The 23,121-nt window shown below is 66.4% G+C and carries 17 protein-coding genes; 5 read left to right on the top strand and 12 right to left on the bottom strand.

The window, feature by feature from the left end; translation table 11 throughout:
* The coding region (locus HMPREF3088_RS07835; RefSeq protein WP_210401514.1) for a transposase at positions 1-434 on the top strand (434 nt) is incomplete at its 5' end.
* A 144-nt stretch (positions 435-578) separates the two neighbouring features.
* Complete coding sequence (gene mobF / locus HMPREF3088_RS07830) at positions 579-3,128, top strand: MobF family relaxase (RefSeq protein WP_070759187.1); 2,550 nt, start codon at positions 579-581, stop codon at positions 3,126-3,128.
* Between the two features lie 666 nt (positions 3,129-3,794).
* On the opposite strand, the gene HMPREF3088_RS07825 is transcribed toward mobF (HMPREF3088_RS07830), so the two are convergent.
* From HMPREF3088_RS07825 to HMPREF3088_RS07795, 7 genes are all read right to left on the bottom strand, one after another.
* Positions 3,795-4,673: an ABC transporter substrate-binding protein gene (locus HMPREF3088_RS07825; RefSeq protein WP_168167048.1), complete on the bottom strand. Its 879-nt coding sequence runs from the start codon at positions 4,671-4,673 to the stop codon at positions 3,795-3,797.
* 206 nt (positions 4,674-4,879) lie between these two features.
* Complete coding sequence (locus HMPREF3088_RS07820) at positions 4,880-5,932, bottom strand: ABC transporter substrate-binding protein (RefSeq protein ID WP_070759186.1); 1,053 nt, start codon at positions 5,930-5,932, stop codon at positions 4,880-4,882.
* 194 nt (positions 5,933-6,126) lie between these two features.
* Positions 6,127-6,963, bottom strand: a complete 837-nt coding sequence (locus HMPREF3088_RS07815; RefSeq protein WP_070759185.1) for an ABC transporter ATP-binding protein — start codon at positions 6,961-6,963, stop codon at positions 6,127-6,129.
* On the bottom strand, positions 6,960-8,033 hold the full coding sequence (locus tag HMPREF3088_RS07810) for a FecCD family ABC transporter permease (protein WP_246818117.1): 1,074 nt from the start codon (positions 8,031-8,033) through the stop codon (positions 6,960-6,962). Before HMPREF3088_RS07810 ends, HMPREF3088_RS07815 begins: the two co-directional genes overlap by 4 nt.
* Positions 8,030-9,097: a FecCD family ABC transporter permease gene (locus HMPREF3088_RS10565; protein ID WP_083274226.1), complete on the bottom strand. Its 1,068-nt coding sequence runs from the start codon at positions 9,095-9,097 to the stop codon at positions 8,030-8,032. The genes HMPREF3088_RS07810 and HMPREF3088_RS10565 overlap by 4 nt, the downstream gene beginning before the upstream one ends.
* A 43-nt stretch (positions 9,098-9,140) precedes the next feature.
* The gene (locus HMPREF3088_RS10730) at positions 9,141-10,205 is read right to left on the bottom strand and encodes an iron-siderophore ABC transporter substrate-binding protein (RefSeq protein WP_070759184.1); all 1,065 of its coding nucleotides are present in this window, start codon (positions 10,203-10,205) and stop codon (positions 9,141-9,143) included.
* Positions 10,206-10,444: 239 nt separating this feature from the next.
* Positions 10,445-11,278: a helix-turn-helix transcriptional regulator gene (locus tag HMPREF3088_RS07795; protein ID WP_052127050.1), complete on the bottom strand. Its 834-nt coding sequence runs from the start codon at positions 11,276-11,278 to the stop codon at positions 10,445-10,447.
* A gap of 121 nt (positions 11,279-11,399) precedes the next feature.
* Here HMPREF3088_RS07795 and HMPREF3088_RS07790 point away from each other — a divergent pair, with 121 nt between their 5' ends.
* From HMPREF3088_RS07790 to HMPREF3088_RS07780, 3 genes are read left to right on the top strand one after another with little or no spacing between them, the layout of a single operon-like run.
* The gene (locus HMPREF3088_RS07790; RefSeq protein WP_052127051.1) at positions 11,400-13,034 is read left to right on the top strand and encodes an ABC transporter transmembrane domain-containing protein; all 1,635 of its coding nucleotides are present in this window, start codon (positions 11,400-11,402) and stop codon (positions 13,032-13,034) included.
* On the top strand, positions 13,031-14,809 hold the full coding sequence (locus HMPREF3088_RS07785; protein ID WP_070759183.1) for an ABC transporter ATP-binding protein: 1,779 nt from the start codon (positions 13,031-13,033) through the stop codon (positions 14,807-14,809). Before HMPREF3088_RS07790 ends, HMPREF3088_RS07785 begins: the two co-directional genes overlap by 4 nt.
* A 4-nt stretch (positions 14,810-14,813) precedes the next feature.
* Positions 14,814-15,605 (top strand): siderophore-interacting protein, encoded by a 792-nt coding sequence (locus tag HMPREF3088_RS07780; protein WP_070759182.1) that lies wholly within the window; start codon positions 14,814-14,816, stop codon positions 15,603-15,605.
* A 166-nt stretch (positions 15,606-15,771) separates the two neighbouring features.
* Here the strand turns inward: HMPREF3088_RS07780 and mobF (HMPREF3088_RS07775) are convergent, their stop codons facing one another.
* The 5 genes from mobF (HMPREF3088_RS07775) to HMPREF3088_RS07755 form a co-directional block, all read right to left on the bottom strand.
* Positions 15,772-19,227: a MobF family relaxase gene (mobF, locus tag HMPREF3088_RS07775; protein ID WP_246818115.1), complete on the bottom strand. Its 3,456-nt coding sequence runs from the start codon at positions 19,225-19,227 to the stop codon at positions 15,772-15,774.
* 187 nt (positions 19,228-19,414) lie between these two features.
* A complete protein-coding gene (locus tag HMPREF3088_RS07770) occupies positions 19,415-20,422 on the bottom strand; it encodes a FecCD family ABC transporter permease (RefSeq protein ID WP_034375273.1) in 1,008 nt (335 codons plus the stop codon).
* Positions 20,419-21,429: a FecCD family ABC transporter permease gene (locus tag HMPREF3088_RS07765; protein WP_070759181.1), complete on the bottom strand. Its 1,011-nt coding sequence runs from the start codon at positions 21,427-21,429 to the stop codon at positions 20,419-20,421. The genes HMPREF3088_RS07770 and HMPREF3088_RS07765 overlap by 4 nt, the downstream gene beginning before the upstream one ends.
* A complete protein-coding gene (locus tag HMPREF3088_RS07760) occupies positions 21,426-22,445 on the bottom strand; it encodes an ABC transporter substrate-binding protein (protein ID WP_070759180.1) in 1,020 nt (339 codons plus the stop codon). The genes HMPREF3088_RS07765 and HMPREF3088_RS07760 overlap by 4 nt, the downstream gene beginning before the upstream one ends.
* 33 nt (positions 22,446-22,478) lie before the next feature.
* On the bottom strand, positions 22,479-23,078 hold the full coding sequence (locus tag HMPREF3088_RS07755; protein ID WP_070759195.1) for a TetR/AcrR family transcriptional regulator: 600 nt from the start codon (positions 23,076-23,078) through the stop codon (positions 22,479-22,481).
* Positions 23,079-23,121: the final 43 nt, after the last annotated feature.

Here is a 23,121-nt window from a genome sequence, read left to right as displayed (position 1 = left end):
AGGTCTACACGGCCGCCAACGAGGACACCGCCCGCGACGCCCTGGACGCGTTCGAAGCCAGTGAACTGGGCCGGAAATACCCGCAATCGGTCAAAGTCTGGCGCGACGCCTGGGACCGGTTCGTGCCGTTTTTACAGTTCCCGCCAGCGGCCCGCCGGGTGCTCTACACCACGAATTCGATCGAATCGCTCAATGCTGAACTGCGGAAAGCTACCCGTAACCGCGGGCAATTCCCGAACGACACCGCGGCGCTGAAAACGCTGTGGTTGATGATCTGCAACATCGAGGACAAGCGCGCTGCCCAGCGAGCGAAAAAAGCGAAGCGCGACATCGAATGCAATGGCTATATTGAAGGAGCGAAAGCCACCGGGTGGAAACAAGCCATCAACCAACTAGCTGTGGCATACCCCGACCGATTCGCGGACTACTTGTAAACCAAGCCTCCGCACACAAACAATCGGACACTCTCTTGCTTGGGTCTGTCCGATTCTTTGTGTGCGGGGCTTCGGCTTAGTTGATGCCTAGGCGGTCGCCGTAGGTCTGGTGAGGTGGAGGGGCGCTCGGCGCACCTTTCAACTATGACGGTCTCGATCCGGGTGATGACTGCCGGTGACGGGTACCGGTACCTGCTGAACTCTGTCGTTACTGGGGGCGGTGACCGAGACACCACGTCTGCGCTGACGAGGTATTACCTGGAGTCTGGAACCCCGCCAGGCTCGTGGATCGGGTCGGGCCTTTCAGGGCTCTCCGGCGATCTCACTAACGGGGACTCTTTGTCTGAGGAGCAGTTGCGGCGACTCATGGGGTACGGGCAGGACCCGAACACGGGTGAGCAGCTTGGTCGCCCCTACCGAAAGTTCGCCACTGCGACGGAGCGGGTGCAGCGTCGCCTTGAGAAACTCCCCGAGACACTCACTGCTGACGAGCGCGCTTCCCAGGTCGAGTTGATCGAGGCTGAGGAAGCAGCGAAGCCGACTGGAGCGCCTGTCGCTGGTTTCGATCTCACCTTCTCCGTCCCGAAGTCCGTCTCAACCCTCTGGGCCGTCGCCGACGGAGGAACCCAAGCACTGATCGCGCAAGCACACCACACCGCAATCCAGGACGTGATCGAACTACTGGAACGAGACGTGGCCGCGACGAGGGTGGGCGCCAAGGGTCCGCGGGGTGCGGTCGCGCAAGTGCCGGTGCGGGGTGTGATCGCGACGGTATATGACCATTACGATTCACGGGCGTCCGATCCTCAGCTGCATACCCATGTGGTCGTCGCGAACCGGGTGCAAGCAGCACGGGATGGGAAATGGCGCACCCTTGATTCCCGTGCCCTGCATGCCGCAGTGACCGGGCTATCGGAGCACTACAACGCCGTTCTCGCTGACAGGATCACCCAGGTGCTCGGTGTCGGGTGGGAAGCGCGTGAACGTGGTGTGGGTCGGTCGACGGCGTGGGAGATCACCGGGGTATCACAGGGGTTGATGGACGAGTTCTCTTCCCGTACCCGCGATATCGAGCAGGTCAAAGACCGTCTCGTTGCTGACTATGTGGAAAAGCATGGCAGGCAGCCGTCACCGAAGCTGCTGTGGCAGTTCCGGCAACAGGCAACCCTCGAGACCCGGCCACCGAAGCAACAGCACTCCCTGAGCTACCTCACCGCCCAGTGGCGTGAACGAGCCACCGAGGTACTCGGAGAGGACGCACCGACCTGGGCCGCAGCACTCCTCACAAGTAGCGCAGCCGATCCCTTGCTGCGAGCTGACGACATCGCGCTCGATGACCTCGATGCGGTAGCTGCGGTCGTGGTGGAGCGGGTAGGTGATCGGCGTGCGACGTGGAAGCGATGGAACCTCCACGCCGAAGCCGTCCGCCAAACGATGGGGCTCCGGTTCGCCACCGCGCAGGACCGTGACGTCATCACGCAGCAGATTGTCGACGCGGCCGAACAAGCTTCCCTCCGGTTGACGCCGCCGGAGCTTGCGTCGAGCCCGCCCGTGTTCCAACAGCCTGACGGTGCGAGTGTGTTCCGCCCGAGAGCTTCCACGGTCTTCTCCTCGGAACGCGTGCTCGCGGCAGAAGATCGACTCCTCGCCGCTGCCGAGAACCGCACAGCACCCACGGTGCCGCTCGCTTGGATCGAACAGGCCGCAAGGACGAAGAACAAGGACGGGTACGCGTTGTCGCCTGATCAGGAGCAGGCGATCGCGAAGATCGGGATCTCCGCCCGCACTCTCGATGTGCTCGTTGGCCCCGCAGGGACCGGGAAGACCACCACCATGCGAGCCCTCCACCAGGCATGGGAGAGACGCCACGGCCAAGGCTCAGTCATCGGGCTCGCACCATCAGCCGCAGCAGCCGAAGTACTAGCCGAGGATCTGAGTGTGGCTACGGAGAACACAGCGAAGTGGCTCCACGAACACCGCCACGGCAACTGGAACCTTACCGCCGGTCAACTCGTCATCATTGATGAGGCATCGCTCGCAGGAACCCTCGCCCTCGACACCATCACCGTCCACGCAAAAGCGGTCGGCGCGAAAGTGCTCCTTGTCGGTGACTGGGCACAACTCGCTGCCGTCGACGCAGGTGGGGCGTTCGGGATGCTGGTGCGTGAACGCGACGATACTCCGGATCTCACTGATGTGCGCCGGTTCCGAAACGAGTGGGAGAAACACGCCTCTCTGGGTTTGCGGATCGGTGACACGGACGTCATCGACACCTACCTCGATCACGACCGCATCACCCCTGGCGGATACGAAGAGATCATCGAGCAGGCCTATCAAGCCTGGCAAACAGATCAGGCAGCAGGAAAAGCCTCCGTGCTGATCGCCGAGACCCTCGACACCGTCTCCCAACTCAATACCCGAGCTCGCACCGACCGGATTCTCGCAGGCGAAGTCGCCCTCGACGGCGTCGGCCTGCACGACGGGAACGAAGCCTCACGGGGTGATCTCATCATCACGCGTAAGAACGATCGTCGACTCTCGCTCGGGCGTGGATGGGTGAAAAATGGCGACCGGTGGACCGTGACCAGGGCCCATGATGATGGATCACTCACAGTCCGTCGATCTCATTCGAAATGGCGAACCACGATCACCTTGCCCGCCGCATATGTCGCTGAGAACGTGGAGCTCGGGTAGCCGAGGTGCCCCAAACACACTCACCTGTGATTGTGTGCGTTTGCGCGGCTCCAGTCTACGGGCGGCGAGATATAGCGCCGAAGCCCTGGCGTATCGCTGAGCTTTCAGACGCGTGGGTGTCGGCGCTCCAGCCTGGCGGCGAGCTTGTCGGCTCGACCGGCTTTGTATCCGATGGTGTATACGCGTGCGTGAAGCGTGAGCGCACATCGACTTCTCGTGGCGGCTTCGCCTCCGGGAGATAGACGCTGACGGGAGCCGATAGATCGCGTGTGCCTGCGCGGTGAGGTTGTTCGACGATCCGGGCGGTCACGGTCTTTATGACCGATCCCCATTCGAGCATCGAGGCACCTTGGTCCAGCGCTCCCGACTGTTCGGCCGTGATTTGTCGCCGTCACGGATGTCACATGGAATCTCTGACGTCAGTAGTTGCCGGCAGCTGTCAGTCGTGGCGGCGCTTTCGGGTTCGCACCGATCCGTCCGCCACAGAATCTGGTCTGCGGGTCTGTATCGGCCGCCCCGGGGCCCGACAGCTGGAGCGGGGCCTGCGGCGGCTGCGAAACATCATCGTGAGCCAAACCACACCGCCCGCTTCCACCCATTCGCGATGACGTCATCTCTGCCATCTACGTGCCGGCAGACGGCGCCGTTCACTGCTCAGGGCGACGGCTATTCGTCGCCGGTGCGTATAACCGCATCGGCCCCGAGCGCGGACGTGATGTCATCCAGGAATCCGTGCTGGACGGCCCAGGGGACGCTCAACACGGAGGGAGTGGTGACTGCCATCAGAAGCTCTGGGTCTTCCAAGTAGTAGTAGCGGCCTTCGGCAATCGGAGCCCACCGCGACATCAGTGGATGGGCGAGAGTCTGCGCGATCTTGTCTGGGGAGTTCGACCATCCGATGAACACGTCGGTGGTGAGCGCATCCAGTCTCTCGAGGCTGACGGAGCCGTAGTAGTCGTCCCCAAATGAGCCGACTTCCTGAACGACGGACGGGTCGTCAGTCATCCCGAACTCACGAAGCAGTGTAGGTCGGGGGTCATCCGGCGAGTAGACGGCAAGGTCCGTGAAACCGTCTTCCAGCCACTCGCCGAAGATGAAGGTCTTCCCTTCGAGCTGAGGGTGCGCATCGCGCGCTGAATCGATCGCTGCCTGCGTTCGTGAGATCAGTTCCGCAGCCTGCTCAGGGCGTCCCAGCGCGGTGCCTGCGAGCTCGACGATGTCTGACCACGAACCGTAAGTCCACGGTGTGCGCGCATAGGCGATCGTCGGGGCGATTTCACTGAGCCGCTGATAGTCGGATTCGGTGATCCCGGAGTATGGCGCGAAAATCAGATCCGGGGCGTAACTGAGGATCTCCTCTGGGTCGTAGGCACCGTCCTTTCCTGGCGAGAGAATCGGCGGCAGTTCGGCACCGAGTTCGACAGTCACATGCTCGCGGAACCAATCGCTATAGCCGTCCGGTGTGCCGTATTCTTTGGGGACCGCGACGGGAACGACGCCCAGCGCGGCGACCGCGTCTTCGGCGCTGGCCCCGAGGACAACCACTCGTTCTGGGGTTGACTGGATAATCGTCTCGCCGTGCGCATGTGTTACGGATATCGGGAAGGCGCCCGACTGCTGCTCTGAGGTCGGGCGGTCGCCTGGCGATGATCCGCACGCCGTCAAAGACAGCGCGAGAGCCAGAACGACGAACGGAGCCAGAACGCGGCGACGCCCGGCCCGACGCGGCGCTTCCCGAGTCATCTCGGAGGTCACGATGCGCCTCCTTCCCCGCGGGTCTCGGTGACGACGCGGCTAATCCTGTCGGCGATGGCGTCGATGCCCCAGTCGATGCCGAGCGGGGTGGCGGTAGCGAGGGCAAGCCCGGTGGCGGGGTCGTCGATCAGTGCGACCCGGTTCTCCGACACAGGCGTCCAACTCTGGAATGCGGCGTTCGCGGCAACGGCTTCGCGCCAGGTGTCCTCATCGGAGATGACGACGTGGACATCGGGGTTCAGCTGGAGGAACTGCTCCATGCTGACGGTGAAGCTGGCGGGGTCGCCTGCCTTGCGCTGCAGTTCGAGCGTTCCGGCGAGGGGCTCAAGCCCGAGAGCTTCGAGAATCTGGGCTCGGGGGTCGACGGAGCCGAAGACGACGACCTGTCCGTCGTCGGAAGGCAGGAAGCTGTGCAGGTAAGTGACTCCCGACAATTCGGGGTGCGCTGCCGCGACATCGGCGATGCGCTGCGTGGTGTCTTTCTCGATCTGGGTGGCATATGCCGGGCGCCCGAGCGCGGCACCCATCATCTGAATATGCTCATCGACCGTGGTCGCCCAGGGCTCCGAGGGGAAGGCGATCGTCGGTGCGATTTCTGACAGCGCCTTATACTCGGCCTCGGTGATTCCGGAGTTGATGGCGACGATGAGATCGGGCTGCTGCATCAGGACGTACTCCAGGTCGACCTCACCGCGCTCCAATGAAGGGTCCACGGAGGGGAAGGGAGCACCGAGTTTCTCGATTGCTTCGGAGACCCACGGGTAGTAGTCGGCTTCGATGCCGGTTGCGTGGCCTTGCGCGACCGGAACCGTGCCGAACTGGATCGCGATATCGGCGCCGCTCCAGCCGATTGCGACGACGCGCTTCGGCTGGGTTGTGACCTCGGTCGACCCGTACGCGTGCTCGATCGTCACCGGATACGCACCATCCTCCGGCTCGGCGAAGACGCGTTGCTCGGCCTCCGCGGGCGGAGGTGGGGAAACGCATCCGGAGAGGAGAAAAGTGCAAGCCAGCACGGCGAGCGCCGCGCGACGGGAGATAGAGAGCATGGACAGTCCTCACGAGTAGAGATGATTCAGCGGGATAAGGTAACCCTTAGCTCCGACGCTATCCGTCGCTGTTTTCGTATGGCGGACATCTGCCGTTGCCCTTGCGACAGATCCCCGCAGGGCGCTCGCGAGCGATACCCGCGAGGGTGAACGAGCGCCGTGAGACGTCGCTGTGCGCCTTGGCGATTGCCGGCTCAGGAGGCAAGCGGTCGTCGGACGACGCGACGAGGGATGACCAGCGGTGTGCCGGTTTCGGGGTCGGGTTGGATGAGGCAGGGAAGGTCGTAGACGTCCTCGACGAGCTCGGCGGTGAGGACCTGGTCTGGTGCACCGGACGCGACGACCGCGCCGTCCTTCATGACGATGAGGTGGTCGGCGTACCGGGCGGCCTGGTTGAGGTCGTGGAGGACGACCACGATGGTGCGGCGCAGCTCGCTGCGGAGTGTCTCGAACAGTTCGAGGAGCCCGTACTGGTGGGAGATGTCGAGAAACGTGGTCGGTTCGTCGAGGAGTAGGACTGGGGTCTGCTGGGCGAGGGCCATCGCGACCCAGACGCGCTGGCGCTGCCCGCCGGAGAGTTCTTCGACGAGTCTTCCAGACAGGTCAGCGGTGCCGGTGGCTTCGAGGGCGGCGGTGACGGCGGCCTCGTCCTCGGCGGACCACCGGTCGAACATACCCTGGTGCGGGTAGCGCCCGCGGGCGACGAGATCGGCGACGCGTATCCCGTCCGGGGCGAGAGAGGTCTGCGGAAGCAGGCCGAGCCGGGTGGCGAGCTGTTTCGGTGGCAGACGGTGGATGTCGTCTCCGTCGAGCAGGATCGCGCCATCGAGGGCCGGGAGGACGCGGGCAATCGTGCGCAGCAGGGTTGATTTTCCACATGCGTTGGGGCCAATGATGGCGGTGTACGAGCCGCGAGCGATGGTGATGTCGACCCCATCGACGATGATCCGCTTGTCGTACCCGGCGCGCACGGCGACTGTGCGTACTGCGTCGACGGCGACGGTGCCGGTGGCGGGATTGGTCGTGGTCATGTTCTCCTCCGAAACTCCGAGATTAGCAGCCAGGCGAGGTATGCGCCGCCGAGTGAGACGGTGACGACACCGACAGGCACCCCGATGCGCTGGGCGAGGACGTCGGACGTGAGCAGGCTAAATGCGCCCACGAGCGCCGAGGGGACGAGCAGTAGTCCCGATCCGCGCACCAGGCGACGCGCGATCTGCGGGGCGGCCAGGGCTATGAACGAGATGGGGCCGGCGGCGGCGGTGACAAGCGCGGTGAGGGCGACGCCGACGACGACGGCGAGGGCGCGGGTGCGGTTGGCGCGTACGCCGAGCGATTGGGCGGTGGCGTCGCCCAGTTCGAGCTGGCGCAGGCCCGGGGCGAGCATCGTCACGGCGGCGAGCAGGATGAGCAGGAGCGCTGACATGGGCCAGAGCTGGTCGTGGCCGAGTGCGTTGAAGGATCCGGCTGCCCAGACGGCGGCGAGCATAGCGGTGTCGACGCTGGTGGACAACATGAGTGCGGAGTTGAGCGAGGAGAGCAGGGCGGCGACGCCGATGCCCATGATGATCAGCCGGAACGATTGCACGGATCCGCCCACCGTGGCGAGGAGATAGACGATAGCGGCGGTGATGATGCCGCCGACGATGGCACCCGTGGCGATGTCGAGGTAGCGGGTGGATCCGAGAAGGAGCATGACGAGGATCGCGCCGGTGTAGGAGCCGGAGGAGAAGCCGATGATGTCCGGGGAACCGAGCGGGTTGCGGGTGAGGGTTTGGAAGATGGCGCCGGCGATGGCGAGAGCGATGCCGCAGGCGATTGCGAACAGTGCCCGCGGCAGTCTCCATCCCAAGACGAGCATGTTCGTCTGCTTGCTGGCGGTGCCGGTGAGCGCGGCGACGACGTCGCCGAGGGGCACGGGGTAGGTGCCGAGGGTGAGGGAGATGATCGCGAGGATCAGGGTGAGCAGTGCGAGGGTGGCGCAGACCGCGAGGACACGTACGCTGACCACGCCCGAGACCCGTGGCACGCGAATGACGATCGCGCGGTATCCGTGGTCGAAGGTGTCGCGCCCGGGACTGCGGCGGGAGTAGGTGCTCACAGGCCGCTCACCCCCCGTCGTCGTGCGAGGACGATGAGCACCGGGGCACCGATGACGGCGGTGACAAGGCCTACGCGCAGTTCTCCACTGGGGAGGATGACTCGGCCGAGGATGTCGGACAGCAGCAGCAGAATCGGTGAGACGACGATCGTGTAGGCGAAGATCCATCGCTGATCGGGGCCCACGAACCAGCGCACGACGTGCGGCACCATGAGCCCGACGAACCCGATCGGTCCCGCCAGCGCGGTCGCCGTGCCGGCGAGCAGGGTGACGGCGACGATCACGACGATCCGCACCCGCCCGGCACGAACCCCGAGCGAGGCGGCGAGCTCGTCTCCGAGCGCGAGGGCGTTGAGCGCTCGGGCGGTGCCAAGGCCGAGCAGGAGCCCGAGAAGAATCAGCGGCGCGAAGGAGAGGACGATATCGAGCTGTCGACCGCCGATGGATCCGACGCCCCAGAATCGGAGGTCGTCGAAGGTGTCACGGTTGCCGAGAACGATCGCGGTGGTGAGGCCGCCCAGCACTGCGCTGATCGCCACACCCGCGAGGGTGAGCTTCGCCGGGGTGGCTTTGCCGCCGCCGACGGCGCCAAGCGCGTACACGAGTATCGTGACAGCGCCGGCGCCGAGCAACGCGAACCATACGTAGCCCAGCGGGGCGGCGATGCCGAGGAACCCGACCGCCATCGTCACCGCGAACGTCGCCCCGGCATTCACGCCGAGGATGCCGGGATCAGCGAGGGGGTTCCGGGTGTACGCCTGGATCAGTGCCCCGCACATCCCGAGCGCCGGGCCCACGACCAAGCCGACGACCGTGCGCGGCACGCGCAGCTCGAGAATTATCACGTGCTCATCGATCGTGTGATCATACGCCCACAGCGCGTCCCAGATCGTCGGCAGTGCGATAGCTCGAGCTCCGACGCCAACGCTGAGCATGACAACGACAGCAAGAACGGCGGTCGCGACACCGAGACCAGCCAGTCGAAACGCCCCGGAGCGGGCCACACCGGACGGTGCCGCCCGCTCCTCGAGCGCACGGGCGGCTGTCACTGTCGGGACGCTCACCTGCTCGAATCCGGATCGATGGGATGAACCCTGGAGCACCGTGTCACTGGGCCCTGCGCACGACGGCGCCACCGTCGATCGCCGCGGAGATGTCCTTGATGTAGCCCTGCTCGATCGCCCACTGGATGCTGAGCACGCTGGGACCGCTGGTGGCCATGCCGAGCGTGTTGTCCTCGGCGATGAAGTAGCGGCCGTTCGCGATCGGGTCCCACCGGTTGAAGACCGGGTGCTCGAGCGTGTGCTTGGTGTCGGCGTCGGCATACGACCACGCCAGGACGACATCCGCCTCCACCGAATCGAGCTCCTCGAGACTGATGCCGCCGTACCAGGTGTCCGCCGGCACGTCTGCGGTCTTCGCAGCGAGCTGCGGAGTGTCGACCATGCCGAACTCGTGCAGCAGCCGCACGCGCGGGTCCTCGCTGATATAGGCGGTGATCTCCGTTGCCCCCGAGGAGAAGGTCGTGCTGTAGAGGAACGAGGCCCCTTTGAGGTTGGGGTACTTCGCGGCTTCCTCGGCGATGGCTGCCTCGGTCTGTTCGATCAGCTCGGCGGCTTTGTCTTCCTCGCCGAGGATCTTACCGATGATCTCGGTGTGCTCCTGCCACGTGCCGGCAGTGAACGGCCGATCCATGTACCCAACGGTCGGGGCGATCTCGCTGAGCCGCTTGTACTCTGTCTCGGTGAAGCCGGAGTACACGCCGATGATGACGTCCGGCTGGAGGGCCAGGATCTGCTCGTAGTCAGGGCCGTCCTCGGTCACGTTGATGACCTCCGGCATCTGCGCGCCCAGCTCGTTCTCGATCTGGTGACGGAACCACGGGGTGAAGCCCTCCTCGTCGCCGCCCCACGTCTCGGGAACGCCGACCGGAACGACGCCGAGCGCGGCGACGATGTCGTGGTTCATCCAACTCAGCGTCACCACGCGCTCCGGTTTCTCCGGAATCGTCGTGTCGCCCAACGCGTGTTCGATCGTGCGAGGGTAACTCGATTCCGTCGCGGCCGCCCCGTCGGGGGCTGCGCTCGAGTCGGGCGTGGACGAGCAGCCGGTGGCCAAAAGGATCGATGCGACGAGTGCGACGAGCGCGCCGGTGCGACGTAAAACGGACATGAGTCCTCTCAGTGATGTGATCAGGTGTCTCCGGTGGAAGACCTCCAGCAGCCAGGTTAGGCCAGCCTTAGCTCACTCTAGAGAATGATGCTTGCCGAAAACGGACACCTTCTTGCGTTGAACGGACACGAGCTCACCGCCGCTCCTGTCACATCGACATGAGGAGGCTCCCGCACGAGCAGCACCCAGGAAAAGGCACCGCCGAGCGTCATCGACCATGACCCCGAGGAGCACCTTCGTCAGTCGTCATTATTGGCGGGCAGGAATCGGTGCGGCGGACGCCCCATGACACGGTGGAATGCGGCGCTGAAGGCGCTGAAGGTGGCATAGCCGACTCTGCGTGCCACCATCCCGACGGGGGTCCCGTCGCTGAGGAGACGGACCGCGGCGGACATGCGTGCGGCCATGCGCCACTGACTGAACGTCATCCCGGTCTCGGCACGAAACGCACGTGCGAGTGTGCGAGCGCTGGTAGAGGTGATCCATGCCCAGTCCTCGATCGAGCGGTCATCGGCAGGGTCACGCATGATCGCCCGGGCGATTGGAGCGATGCGCGGATCCCGCGGGAGCGGCAGTTCGATCACAGGGAACACTTCATCTGCAACGAGCTCGAGACAGACCCGCTGGGCGCGCAAGCGCTGCTGGCGAGGCATACCGGTGATCGCCAGATGTGTGAGAAGCTCACGCAGAGCGGCGTTCACGGTGACCGGGCGCACCTCCGCTGCGGGGCCGTCCCACGCCTCGGGTAGGAGGTGCAGAGCAGCGAGCGTGGTGGAGGGGGCGCGGCTTGCCGCGTGCCGCGTTCCGGCGGGCACCCACAGCCCCTGCCCGACGGTGAGTCTGCGTCGGATGCCCTCCACCTCGATCTCGGCTGAGGCGCGTTCCGGCCAGAACACGACATGTTCGGGGTGCGCGTGCTCGACCGGCGAGCACCCATCGGCGTCATCGACGTACGCATATCGCAGGAACCGGGTGGTCAGCAGGTACCCTTCGGGCACGATCCGCTCCCGTACCGGCAAGCCCACAGCATCATCGATGCACTCGCCGGTCGACGACGAATCGAGCAGAGTCACTAGCACCCCTCACTGTCCACGGCCATAGGTCTACTTAGGCAAGCCTAATCTATTTTGCAGTGTCTGATCGGCGACAACATTCGTCATCCCCGCGGTCACCCGCACGCCTAGCGTCTCAAGAGTGACCACCGACACTCCCCTCTTGACGCCACAGACGCCTGGCCGGGTCATACGCGTCGCGCTGTCGCGTGGCGGACGCGGGTGGCGACTGTCGGCGGCGACCGCGGGGCTCATGCTTCACCAGGCGAGCGAGGCAGCGGTACCGATCCTCATCGGCGTGGTCATCGACCGGGCGGTGCTCCCTCGTGATCCGGGCGCGCTGGCGCTTTGGCTGGGTGTGCTGGGAGCGGTGTTCCTCATCCTGTCGTTCAGCTACCAATGGGCGAGCCTGGCGATGGTTCGCATCTACGGGCACGGTGAGCATGACCTGCGGCAGCTCGCGGTCGCCCGGGTGCTGCATCCGCGAGGAATACGAACGCGCCGCACGGGCGAGGTGTTGTCCGTCGTCACGAGCGACACGTATCGGGTTGCCGGCGTCGCGTGGAGCATCGCCGAACAGGCCGCCACCATCGCGGCGCTGCTCACCGCGGTGACTGCGCTGCTACTCATCTCGATCCCGCTCGGCCTCGGAGCGCTGGCTGGGGCGCTGCTGGTGCTGTGGGGCATGGCCGCACTGGCTCGGCCGCTGGAACGTCTGGGCATGGCCGAGCAGAGCGCGGTCTCGCGGGCGAGCGACGTGGCGACGGACGCCATGGAGGGGCTGCGGATCATCCACGGCCTCGCAGCCCATCCGCAGATCGTCGCCCGCTACCGCGAAGCGAGCACAGCCTCCCGCGACGGCGCGATCCGCGCGTCTGGGTCACTGTTGACCTACCAGGCGGTGAGCACGGCAGTATCGGTCCTCTACCTCGGCGCGCTGGCTGCCGTGGCCGGTTGGATGGCGATGCACGGGACGATCACACCGGGGCAGTTGATCACCGTGGTGGGGTTGGCCCAGTTCCTGCAAGCCTCCCTCGACCACATCGGCACATTCGGGGCGAACTGGGCGCACAAGCACGCATCAGCCCGACGCCTGCACGACCTGCTCACCGAGCCGCACACTCTCCCCGACGGACAGGACACGGACCCGGATCACAGCATGCTGCGGTGGGCCACGATGGACGGTCGTGTGATCGAGTCGCAGCCGGGACGGATGATCGGCATCCGGGTGGCCGGCGCCAGGCACGCTCACGACGTGGCCACCCGGCTGGGGTTCCGCAGCGTGCCCGCACCGGGCGAACTCATGCTCGGCGGGGTCGACGCCCTGACCATCGGCCCGGATGCCTACCGGAAGCATGTGCTGGCTCCGCCTCATGATGCGTTCGTGTTCACCGGCAGCATCCGACACAACGTCACCCTCGCGACCTCCCCTTCCTGCGCGTTGAACGACGATCTGGTGAAAGCGACCGCGCTGGACGACGTGATCGAGCATGTCGGATCACCAGACGCGCCCATCGGTGAACAGGGGCGCCGCCTGTCCGGAGGACAGCGACAGCGACTGCTGCTGGCACGAGCGCTGCACACCCCGGCCGATGTTCTCGTGCTCGAGGAACCGACGACCGCGCTCGACCCCATCACGACGCATCGTGTGGGAGCCGGCCTCGCACGATGCGGCCGCACCATCCTGCTGATCACAAGCGACCCGATCCTGCTCGACAGCTGCGCGACGGTCATCGACCTCACCGCGCCCCCGGTTGCACAGGCGGTGCACACGTGACCGAGACGCTGCCCGTCGCATCGATCCGCGACACCCTGCGCACCGTCCGTGGTCTCCTGGCGCGACGACGAGGCCTGATCACCGCGACAGTGGCGTTGCTGCTGACCGGATCTGCCAGTGCATTGGCGATCCCTCCCGTGCTGGGCTGGATCGTCGACATCGTCCTCTCCGGCGTCGACGCGTGGCGCATCCCGTTCGCAGCCGGCATCCTCGTCGCAGCCGGGACCGTCTCGGCCACGACCGCCTGGTGGGGCGGACGGCTGCTGGTGGTCTGTGTGCAGGGGATGCTTGCGCAGCTGCGCGAGGAGGTATTCACCGCCGCGATGCGGATCGATGCCACGACCGTTGAACGGGCGGGAAGCTCGGACGTGGTGTCGCGACTGACGGGTGATGTCGAGGCGGTCACCGAGGCCGGGTCAGGAGTGCTGCCGCGCTTTGTCGGCGCCCTGTTCACGATCGTGCTCACGGCAGTTGGAATCGCCGCGCTTGATCCGCTCCTCGCGCTGGCCGCGCTGATCGCCGTCCCGCTGCAGCTGGTCGCGGTGACGCGGTTCCTGCGCCGCTCGCGCCCTCTGTACGTGCGACTGCGCCGCGAGGAGTCTGACCGCGGACAAGCGATAATCGAGAGCGTCGCCGGAGCCCGCACCATTCGCGCCCATCGTCTCGCCCCTGCTCGTCTCGGACTGATCGCCGAGCGAAGCCTAACCGCGGTAGACACCGCTCGCACGGCCGGCAGGGCGCGAAACGTGTTCAACGGCACGCTCAACCTGGCCGAGTTCGCAGGTCTCGCCGCCGTGCTCACCGTCGGATTCTGGCTCGTGGAGACGGCCGGAATGACCGTCGGGACGGTGACCGCCGCCGCGCTGTTCTTCCACCGCCTGTTCGGCCCCATCGAAGCCTTGCTGTCGAGCATCGATGATCTGCAACGCGCCCAGGCGGGACTCGAGCGTCTCGTCGGCGTGCTGCACAGCACCGCTCCGGCAGCCCCGCGACAACCGATTCGCGATGCCTCCGTCGAGCTCCATCACGTGACGTTCACCTATCCCGGGGCGGGATCGGAACGACCCGCCATCGCCGATGTCAGTATCAAGATCGCCCCGGGGATGCGCGTCGTGCTCGTCGGGGCAAGCGGATCGGGGAAATCGACCACCGCGAGACTCATCGCAGGACTGGCCGAGCCTGACCGGGGCGCCGTGCTCGTCGGGGAACGACCCGCAACCCGAGCCGTGCAGGACTCGAGCAAGCCCGCGGTCATGCTCGTCACGCAAGAGACGCACCTGTTCTCCGGCACACTCGGCGACAACCTGCGACTCGCTCGCGCGGACGCCTCCGACGACGAACTGCGAACCGCCCTCCACGCGGTCGGCGCCCACTGGGTCGACGACCTTGCGCACGGGCTCGACACGCCCGCCCCACAGGATCTCGACGAGCAACGCCTCCAGCAGATCGCGCTTGCCCGCGTCCTGCTCGCCGACCCGCCCATCGTGGTGCTCGACGAAGCATCCGCTCATGCGGGCGCAGACACGACACTCGACCGCGCCGTCGACGCGGCCGTTCACGGACGCACCGCGATCATCATCGCCCATCGTCTCTCCCACGCCGAGCACGCCGACTCGATCGCTGTATTCGAGGCCGGCCGCATCATCGAGCAAGGCGACCTCGACGACCTCCTCGCCCGTGGCGGCGTCTTCCGCTCACTCTGGGAGGCCTGGACACGTGAACGCGACCAGACTTCCCGACCTCAGCCATCGCCCGCATCTCTCGAGGAGGAATAGCCCCATGACCGTCCCTTGCTCCCCCGCCCGCGTCGAACGCGTCGCACGACTCACCCCGCACATGATCCAGATCTCGTTCCAGACCATCGGCGACTGGCGCTGGCCCACCGACGGCACCGGCGACGAACGCATGGATATCGCGATACCCCGCCCCGGCGAGACCGAAGCCGATCTGACGACGTTCAACTCGCCCGAGTACGGGCCCGGGTGGACCGGCGAAGAACCCCCGTGGCGCCATTACACTGTCCGCCGCGTCTACGACGACGGCCGCCGTTTCGATATCGACTTCGCGATCCATGGCGAAGGAATCGCCTCGAACTGGGCCGAACGCGCAGAGCCCGGCCACATCATCGGCGCCTTCCATGGCGGCGGCTCCTACTACCGCCCGCCATCAGACGCGACGTTCCAACTCCTCATCGCCGACGCCACTGGGCTTCCCGGCCTGGGACGCATTATCGAAGAACTCCCCGAGACCACCCGAGCCCTCGCCATCATCGAAGTACCCGAGGCCGCCGACATCCAAACGATCGACTCCGCCGCCACCGTCGAATACCGCTGGCTGACCGGGACCGGAAATGGCCATGGCCCCAGCGCGCTGCCCGCCACCGTTGCTGCGCTTACCCCGCCCGCTGAGCCCTGGTACGCGTGGGCGGCGTGCGAAGCATCCGCCAGCCGCGCTATCCGCAGCGAGCTCCGCAAGCGACTCGGCTCACCCCGCGACCGTCACCACGTGATCGGCTACTGGACCGAAACCAGAGCCGGAAACCAGCCCGCCGATTTAGGGGGCTCTGACTAACAGACTCCTGAAGTGCCACACCGCGATTCTGACGCCACACCGGTTGCAGAGTTTCCGAGCAGAACGCTACACCGAGGACCGGGACCCAGTCGTCACGGCCAGAGGAAGACCACTCGGAGAATCCATGGGGTGTGACACCAAGATGAACGCGCTGCCGTAGTGCGGGTCATAGTCCCAGCCCGTGTCCTGATCGCCCATCTGGATTACGACGCATCGACCCAGCGGGAGAGGAGAGTTGGCGTTGACGCCGTTCGGCTTCATGTTGCGCAAGTTCCCGCTCTACGCGTTTGGCCTCGATAAGCTCAGCTGCGTCATTCGCGGGAATGCCGCGGATTTCCTCGCTCTCGGCACGAAGCAGCGCTGCACGAGCGCGGGCGGCGCGGGCATTACGAGCAGGGTTGAGGGCGCGCATCCCGTGCTGGCGAGCACGCGCGTTCTCCGGCCCGTACTCGCTCGCCAGGAGCACCAGGCGCTCGTTCCGATGACGCTCACTTGTTGCGGCTCGTTCGGTGCGAGCGAATTCGACAGCATGGTCAGCGTCTCGCACTCGGGGATCGGCCTCTGCTCGCCGCCCCGTGACCTGCACAACCCACTCGGGTAGCGCGCTGGGTGTTCGTGGCGGCTCAGCCTCCCACGCATCCCGGACGCGGGCTCGCGTGATCTGCGTTTGTTCGCTCGCGGCGCGGTACTCATCGCGGACCTTGCGCCGCCCGAACCGCCCGACAGTTGCCAGACGTACGCTCGCTGTCCGCTCTGCTTCGACGGTGGCGAGGTACGCCGCGCCGTCGTGCTCGGCTTGCTCGACGAGAGGCGCGGCTACCTCGGCACGCACACGTCCGGCTTCTTTCTCGGCCCGACGAAGCACGGCGATGCTCTCTTCGTATTCGTCACGGTGCCTGGCACGTTGGGCGTCGAGCTGCTTGGCGGTCTGCTCCCACCGCTGCGCCGCCTGTTCTGCGCGCTTGGCTTCCCTATCGAGCCTGGCGAGTTCTGCGTTGACGCGCTGAATCGGGCCGTTCTTGACGATGCCGCGCACTGCTTCCGCAGCTTGCGCGGTGGCGTGCTCGAGGCCTCGGTCGGCGGGGTCGCGCTGCATCGCTGTGACGAACTGCCCCCGAGCATCGGCCAGGTTCTCGGCGATGACGTGCAGCCGGTTGTTCTTTCGGCCTCGGGTCATGCCGACATAGATGCCTGCCGCGCTCGTCGCCTCCGACAGAAACGTGTGGGAGGTGTTGACCGTTGTGCCTTGGACGCCGTAAGCGGTGGCGGCGTAGGACAGGTGCGCGTGTTCGCTCACATACTCGGCAGGTATAGCGACGGTGCGCGGGTTCCGCCGCCCGCTCGCGACTTCCCTCGCATAGAGAGTGCCGTCCTCAGCGACGTGCTGCACAATCCACTGTTGCCGGTTCGCCACGCCCAAACCGGTGTCGTTCTTCCGCGTCTGGATCAGATCACCCCGACCGATGGGCAGATCGTCGCTCCCGGTCACCGTGATCGTGTCGTCGACCTCACCGCGTTCGATGCGTCCCATGCGGATGCGCTCGTTCAAGGCGGCGGCTTCGTCGTTCAAGGCGACGGTGATCGCCTCATCTTGGCTAGCGTTCTCGGCGATGTGGTCGCGGGCCGACTCCTCACCAGTATGGAGCGTCACGAAGCCCATTGCGGCGAGTCGGTCGAACACCTCGCCGGGGTTCTGTCGGTCGCGCATCGTCAACGTGAGTGCTGCGTACTCCGCGTCAGCAAACCTGTGCAGTTCGGTCATGTCGTAGGTGCGGCCGCGTATCTGGGCGGCCATATCGAGCACCCCGCCCCGGCCCACGGCAGGGAGTTGTGCGCGGTCGCCCACGAGCGCGACAATCGCGCCTGCCTCTTGGGTGATGGTGAGGAGGGCGTGGGCAGTGTCTTGGTCGAGCATCCCGGCCTCGTCCACGATCACCCGCTCACCCCGCAACAGCACCGCATCCCGCGCGGGGCCGGTGTAGATCCGTCTGGTGTCGGGGTCGGTGTCACCGGGATTCAGGCGTGTCCATACGCCGTCGCGGTTCCACCGCCATCCGTGGGCGTGCACGAGCGCCGCGACCGATGTTGCAGGTACGCGGAGTTCTTCGTGTGCGACCTGCGCTGCGCGCAACGTCGGTGCAACCACCCGCGACGCCCGCCTGTGTTCGGCGGCAACTTCGATGGCGGTGCGGAGCATCGTCGTTTTCCCGCTCCCCGCAGCGCCTTCCACGATCACGAGCGGGTCGGCCGAAGCGACCGCAGCAGCAGCGGCACTCTGTCCAGCGTCGAGCCCTGCCGCCCGCGCGGCCTCGGTCACGTCCGGGTGCGCATGCTCCTGCCCTGGTGACGCAGCCGCCAGTTGGTCGCGTAGCGCGGTCTCGGCGGCGACCACGGCGAGGCTAGTCAGGTGGGCGACATGCTCCGGCGTTGCCGCCTCTGGCGGGAGGACGGAGAAGCAATCGGAGAGCGCAAGGTTAGTTGCGAGTGCGATGAAGTCGCGCAGCTCGGCAGGTGTGGTTTGCACGCCGTGTTCGGTGGTGATGCGGGTGACGTGCTCCTGAACTGTGTGCGTTGTCCATGCTGATGATGCGGCGGCGCAGCGATCCAATGCCCGTGATGCAACCTCCTGCACCGCAAGCTCATCCAGCGTCACCGCGCGCTGCACTGCACGCTGTTCGACACGTGCGGGATCGTATCCGGCGTCGCGAAGTTCCTGCACCCACCACTGCTCATTCTTCAAATCCGTGGGCTTCTTCCCTGGCCGCTGGTGCGTCCACGCGATGCCCTGCAACTTCGCGCTCATGACCGGGCCGAGCACTTCGCCCGGACGGTCAGCTTCCCATTCGGCTTCGAGCCGGTCAAGGTTGCGTCTGATCTGCGCCGACCGCTTCGACATGACACCGTTGAACGGCTGCAACTCCGTCACCTCCCCGGACACGGGATCGAGGGTCAGGCCGTGCTCTGCGAGGGTCTGCGCGAGGTGCGGGTGCGCGGCGATGACCGCCGTGCCGAGGGCACGAATCACGCCCTGCTGCTTGAACAACGCGGCGGTATCCAGTGCCCGCCACTTTCCAGCCGCCCACACCCGGGTACCGATCTGCATGTGGATATGCCGGTGCGGGTCACCCGCCCGAGAGGTTTTGTGAGTGATGCCGACGACCTGCATCCGCTCGATAGGCAGCACCTCCCGTTGGTCGCGCGGGCCGACCCTCGTCACGGATTGCTGGCCGAGCCAGCGTCGAATCTCTCCCAGTGCGTCCTGCTGCGCCTGATCGAGCGCGGCGGAGACTTCGGGGTGGAGGGCGGCTGCGACCGACAGGCTCTTGGGGGCGTTGATCGCCATCTCCGCGAACAACGGCGACCCCTTCGACCTCTCGCCGGGTTTACGCGGGGTGCCCATCGACTCGCCCGTGAGCGGGTTTATCCAGTCCACCCACCCCTCATACTCCGCGGCGCTCAGGGAACGGGTGGCGGTGACCTCGCCACGAGCATCGAGCACGGTGTATTCGGCGACGGCGTTGTCCGCGCCGAGGTAATACTCGTCAGCGCGCGAACGGTCGGCCTCGACATAACGGCGCGCGGCAGCACCGTTGCCGCGGAACAGGATCACGCCGCCCTTCACCCTGGCCTCCCTCATGAGTCGTCTCATGAAGGAGGTGCGCACACCCCACCCACGGTGGCATACGTGCATAACTGTGTAGATGGTGAAGGCTAAGCGATCTTTCGAGAGGATCTGTTGTGCTCAGGCCTATGCGGGATGGAAGGTGCCGTCTGGCCGTGTGACGCTTCTTCGGCAGGTTCGGGACTGATCATTGACGTCGCAGCAGGATCGAGAGTGTGAGGTAGAGTCCGCCGAGGGTGACGGTGATCGCGCCGACGGGGAGCTGGGTTGGTGCGAAGGCGTGGGCGGCGATCCAGTCGGCGGCGGCGAGCAAGATCGCGCCGGAGACAGTGGCGGCGAGGATCGGTCGGCTGCGTGGGAGCAGGGTCTTTGCGATGTGGGGCGCGGCGAGGGCGATGAACATGATCGGTCCGGCGACCGCGGTGGTGGTGGCGGTGAGGAGTACCGCGGAGATGGCGAGTGTCGTTCTCGTGCGGGGCACTCGTAGGCCGAGTGCTGTGGCGAGGTCGTCGCCGAGGGCGAGGATGCGGAGCGTCGGGAGAACAGTGGCGGTGGCGATTCCAATGATGGCCAGGGTCGTGAGGGCGGGCCAGGCCTGTGCCCAGCGTATGTTGTCCAGGGTGCCGGCGGCCCAGATGGAGCCGGTTGTCGCGGTGGCGGTGTCGGTGCGGTACAGCAACCAGGTGTTGACCGCGGCGAGGAGGGCGCTGATGGCGATCCCGGTGAGGATGAGGCCGCGGCGGACCCCGCTTCGCGTGTGACGGGCGAGGGCGAGCACGAGGACAGCCGTCACGAGGCCGCCGACGATGGAGGCCATTGCGAGAGTGAGGAACCCGCTTGCTGGGAGGAGGAGCAGCGTGAGGAGAACCCCGGTGTATGCGCCGGTGTTGAAGCCGATGACGTCGGGGCTGCCGAGCGGGTTGCGGGTGAGGGATTGGAAGATCGCGCCGGCTGCGCCGAGTGCTGCGCCGAATGCGAGGGCGGTGAGTGCGCGTGGCAGCCGCCAGGTCAGGACGACGGTCGTCGTGAAGTCGTCGGCGCGTCCGAGGAGCGCGTCGAGTACCTCCTGCGGGGTCAGCGGCAGGTCGCCGGAAGTGAGTGAGGCGAGGATCAGACCGGTGAGTGCGAGGGATGCGATCGTCCACCGCCATGCGGTGCGATCACCGGGTCTGTGGTTGGTCGGGCGTCGGGTCATTGGTGTCTCCGGAGGAGGACGAGCATCGCGAGCGCCCCGAGGGCTGCGCAGACGACGCCGACGGGGATCTCTCCTGGCCAGAGGATGATGCGGGACAGGATGTCGGCGGTGAGGACCAGGCCGGCGCCCGTGAACGCGGATATCAGGAGGAGGGGTGCGGTGCGGGGGCCGGTGAAGGGCCGGACGATGTGCGGCACCATGAGGCCGATGAACCCGATGGGTCCGGCGATCGCGGTGGCGGCGCCGACGAGGCACACGGCTGCGAGCCCGGTGCCGGCACGGGTGGCCAGGGGGTGGGAGCCGAGGCCGCGGGCGAGGTCGTCGCCGAGGGCGAGCGCGTCCATCGGGCGGACCAGCAGAAGGGCGATCAGAGCGCCGGCGGCCAGTACCGGGAGGGAGAGGGCGATGACCTCGCGATCGGGGCTTGCGAGCGATCCGGCGGACCAGGCTCGCATCGCGTCGAGAGCGCGGGGGTTCAGCAGGGTGATGGCCGACTGGATACCGGAGATGGTCATGCTGAATGCGACTCCGGCGAGGATCAGCCGAGAACCGTCCGCACGCCCTCGGAGGCCGAGGATGAGCACGACCGTGGTGACCGCTGCGGCACCGATGATCGCGGAGGCGGCGATCCCGAGGGCGGAGCGGAGTCCGAGCCAGCTCATGCCGATCGTCACCGCGAATGCGGCCCCTGATCCGACGCCGAGAAGTCCCGGGTCTGCGAGGGGGTTCCGGGTCATCGCCTGCATGAGCGCCCCGGCCCAGGCCAGTGCAGCACCGACGAGCAGCCCGGCGAGGGTGCGCGGCAGACGTACCTCGCCGACAAGGGTCCGCACGTCCTCCGATCCTTGCCCGCTGACGAGCGCCATGATCTCGGCGGGGCCGACGGGTCGGGAGCCGATCAGTATGCTGGCGGAGGCGAGCAGGCCTACCAGGATGGCTGCGAGGAGCACCGTTGCGAGGAGGCGTGGCCAGCGGGCGGGCCGCGCCTCCTCGAGCGGGCGGGTCACGTCGCGGGGATGAGTTCGAGGCCGGGGCGCAGCTCTTCGAGCAGCCACGGCACGGCCGCGACGTTGGGGTCCTGCAAGGCGGTCGCGGCCTCGAGGCCGACGGGGAAGTACCGCTGCTGCATGATCGGCTGCTGGGACACGATCGGGTCGGACTCGAACTTCTCCTGCAGGGCGTCGGACTGGTACGTCATGAACAGCACGCCGGCGTCGTTGAACAGCGGGGCCTGTTCGAAGCTCACGTCGATCGAGCCGGGCACGGAGCCCTGTCCGCCGAGGTCCGTGATCGCGGGGAGGGAGATGAGTCCGAGCTGCTGCATGAACCGGGCGGTGACGTTCTCCTGATCGACCAGGAACACGACCACGCCGTCGCGGGCCTGCCCGTACAGGAAGGTGCCGCCGTCGAGGTTCGGCAGTTCTTCCTTCATCTTCGCGATGGCGTCGTCGGCCTGCTGGATCAGCTGAGCTGCGGCCTCGGGGTCGCCGAGGGCTTGCCCGACGCGCGCGGCGGATTCCTCACTGGTGGCTTGGTAGAGGCCTTCCTCGTAGGTGACGACGGGTGCGATGTCGCTGAGCTGCTGGTACATGGCCTCGTCCAGTGTGAACGCGGCGGTGGCGAGGATGAGGTCAGGCTTAGCGGAGGCGACCTGCTCGACGTTGATGCTCATCGGGTTCACCCAGGTCGTGTCCTCGGGGAGCGGGTCGATGTACGGCAGGTTCTTGTCATCGCCTGCTCCGGCGACCGACGTGAATGATTCGGGCGCGAGCACCACCTCCGCACCCATCGCCGATGCCAGCGCCACGTCGGCGTAGCCGAGGGCGGCGATCCGTTCGGGCTTGTCCGTGATCGTGACGTCGCCGTAGGCGTTGTGCAGGGTCAGCGGGAATGCGCCGTCGCCGGGTGTGGATCCGTCCGTGGAAGGCGCCGTAGGCCCGGAGGCACAGCCGGCGAGTAGCAGCGCGACGGCCAACACTGCAGCCATCGCGGAGGCGGTACGGGTATGTGCGGATCTGAGCATGGATCTTTCTCGTTTCTTTGCTGGGGTATGGCCTTAGGCGGCGGACAGGATGCCCGCCACGGCTTCGAACACTCGCGCCGGGGTCTGCGCCGCGTCGAGTTCCTGCCAGCGCGGCGCCAGTTCCGTGACGACGGGGAGCAGCACGCGGGCTCCGTCGTGTTCGGGGAGAACGCTCGGGCGGTCCCGCTTGTCGCAGGTGATGGTGGCCTGCCCGAGGATGGTTGCGAACATGGTTCGGTAGAACACGAACGCTGCCTCGTCATCGAGCCCGGCGTGGCGTGCGCAGGAGAGGAACCCTTCCGGGAACCGGAGGCCGGCCGGGCTTGCGAGCCTGCCGGTGGAGATCAGGCGGATCATCCATGGGTGCTCGACGAGGAAGCCGTGCAGGCACAGGGCGAGATCGACCGAGTCCCGTACGGGGTCGTGTGAGGGTACCGGGAAGGCGATCGTCTCGGAGACGCGCTCCACCAGTGCGAGTAGCAGCGCGTCGCGATCTGCGAAGTGGTGGTACAGCGCCATCGGGGTCACACCCAGCTTCGTGGCAAGGGAACGCATCGAGAGCGCAACCTCGCCATCGGAACGTATGACGGCGAGGGCCTCGTCCACGATCTGCGCGGGAACCAGTTTGTTCACAATGTCCTCCAATTCGTTTTAGGTCACCCTAACTATACGCGTA

The organism is Corynebacterium sp. HMSC22B11, assembly GCF_001815965.1.
In the GTDB taxonomy this organism is placed as follows: Bacteria; Actinomycetota; Actinomycetes; order Mycobacteriales; family Mycobacteriaceae; genus Corynebacterium.
The sequence above is the reverse complement of the archived record's forward strand: the minus strand, read 5'-3'. Positions and strand labels throughout refer to the sequence as shown.

What these genes read in the sequence shown, in the direction of transcription:
- HMPREF3088_RS07820 (WP_070759186.1), bottom strand. Translation starts at nt 5,932, where the DNA reads ATGCTCTCTATCTCCCGTCGCGCGGCGCTCGCCGTGCTGGCTTGCACT.
- HMPREF3088_RS07815 (WP_070759185.1), bottom strand. Translation starts at nt 6,963, where the DNA reads ATGACCACGACCAATCCCGCCACCGGCACCGTCGCCGTCGACGCAGTA.
- HMPREF3088_RS07760 (WP_070759180.1), bottom strand. Translation starts at nt 22,445, where the DNA reads ATGCTCAGATCCGCACATACCCGTACCGCCTCCGCGATGGCTGCAGTG.
- HMPREF3088_RS10730 (WP_070759184.1), bottom strand. Translation starts at nt 10,205, where the DNA reads ATGTCCGTTTTACGTCGCACCGGCGCGCTCGTCGCACTCGTCGCATCG.
- HMPREF3088_RS07770 (WP_034375273.1), bottom strand. Translation starts at nt 20,422, where the DNA reads ATGACCCGACGCCCGACCAACCACAGACCCGGTGATCGCACCGCATGG.
- mobF (WP_070759187.1), top strand. Translation starts at nt 579, where the DNA reads ATGACGGTCTCGATCCGGGTGATGACTGCCGGTGACGGGTACCGGTAC.
- HMPREF3088_RS07780 (WP_070759182.1), top strand. Translation starts at nt 14,814, where the DNA reads ATGACCGTCCCTTGCTCCCCCGCCCGCGTCGAACGCGTCGCACGACTC.